The sequence below is a fragment of the Limosilactobacillus balticus genome (genome assembly GCF_014145615.1).
Lineage (GTDB): Bacteria > Bacillota > Bacilli > Lactobacillales > Lactobacillaceae > Limosilactobacillus > Limosilactobacillus balticus.
In genome coordinates, this window is record NZ_JACIVH010000024.1 from 1 (window position 1) to 1401 (window position 1401).

The window sequence follows — 1401 nt, forward strand, 5'->3', positions numbered from 1 at the left end:
ACTGGATAAGGTTGCAAACCAAACTGAAGTCCAATACTACTCGAAGTTACTCTTAGTAAAGCTAACGGTGACATGGTATGAAAGTTAATATCCTTACCCGGGGAGATCTGGCCTACACGTTTCCGACAAGAGGAATAAGTTTAATTTCCACAGAAACAAGCGGTGCAGTGATGCAGTGTTGAGTAAGCCAGAAGTCAGCCGAGGTCATAGTAGTTTGAATAATCAGATGAAGGACTGAACGACAATAACTTGTAACTTATATCGGAGGTGTAATCAGGTGCGACAATCGCAGAAAACAGAACAACAAGCTGACCGCTTGTCGAGGATAGGTTTGGAAAACCGAAAGTACACAAGGGCGCGTAGTACCGGTTATGGTGAAGGTAAAGGTATGAGTGTCACTATCCAAGACTTAGTCTTGGATCGCAATAACCTTAATCAGGCTTATTTGCGAGTTAAGAGAAATAAAGGAGCAGCAGGCGTTGACGATATGACAGCCAATGACCTTCTGCCATATCTTAGAGAAAATAAGACGGAACTGATCGCTAGTTTGCGTGAGGGCAAGTATAAACCAGCCCCAGTCAAACGGGTAGAAATTCCGAAGCCTAATGGTGGAGTAAGAAGACTTGGAATACCAACGGTGGTGGACCGAATGGTTCAACAAGCTGTAGCCCAAATTCTTACGCCTATCTTTGAGCGTGTTTTCTCTGATAATAGTTTTGGCTTCCGTCCCCACCGTGGGGCCCATGACGCTATTGAAAAAGTAGTAGATCTTTATAATCAAGGTTATCGAAGAGTTGTTGACTTAGACCTAAAAGCCTATTTCGATAACGTTAATCATGACTTGATGATTAAGTATCTCCAACAATATATTGATGACCCATGGACACTAAGACTCATTCGTAAGTTTCTAACTAGCGGAGTCTTAGACCATGGGCTTTTCGCTAAGAGCGAAAAAGGAACCCCACAAGGAGGGCCATTGTCCCCACTACTGGCGAACATCTATCTAAATGAGTTGGACAAAGAGTTGACTAGACGTGGTCATCATTTTGTGCGCTATGCGGATGATTGTAACATCTATGTTAAAAGTCAACGAGCCGGAGAACGAGTAATGCGAAGCATTACCCAGTTTCTAGAAAAGCGATTGAAAGTTAAAGTGAACCCAGATAAAACCAAAGTCGGGAGCCCTCTACGGTTGAAGTTTCTTGGCTTTTCGTTGGGTGTAGACCACAATGGGGCCTACGCCCGTCCAGCTAAACAATCGCAACAACGAGTAAAGAAAGCACTGAAGTTATTAACTAAACGTAATCGTGGAATATCTCTGACAAGAATGTTTGAAGAAATTCATCGAAAAATGCGTGGGTGGCTTCAGTACTACTCAATTGGGAAACTAACTAACTTTAT

General features: G+C 42.8%; 1 protein-coding gene. It reads left to right on the forward strand.

Annotated features, from left to right (window positions below; translation table 11 throughout):
• Positions 1-277: 277 nt before the first annotated feature.
• A partial coding sequence (ltrA, locus tag H5S10_RS00145; protein WP_182588319.1) for a group II intron reverse transcriptase/maturase occupies positions 278-1401 on the forward strand: 1124 nt, incomplete at its 3' end.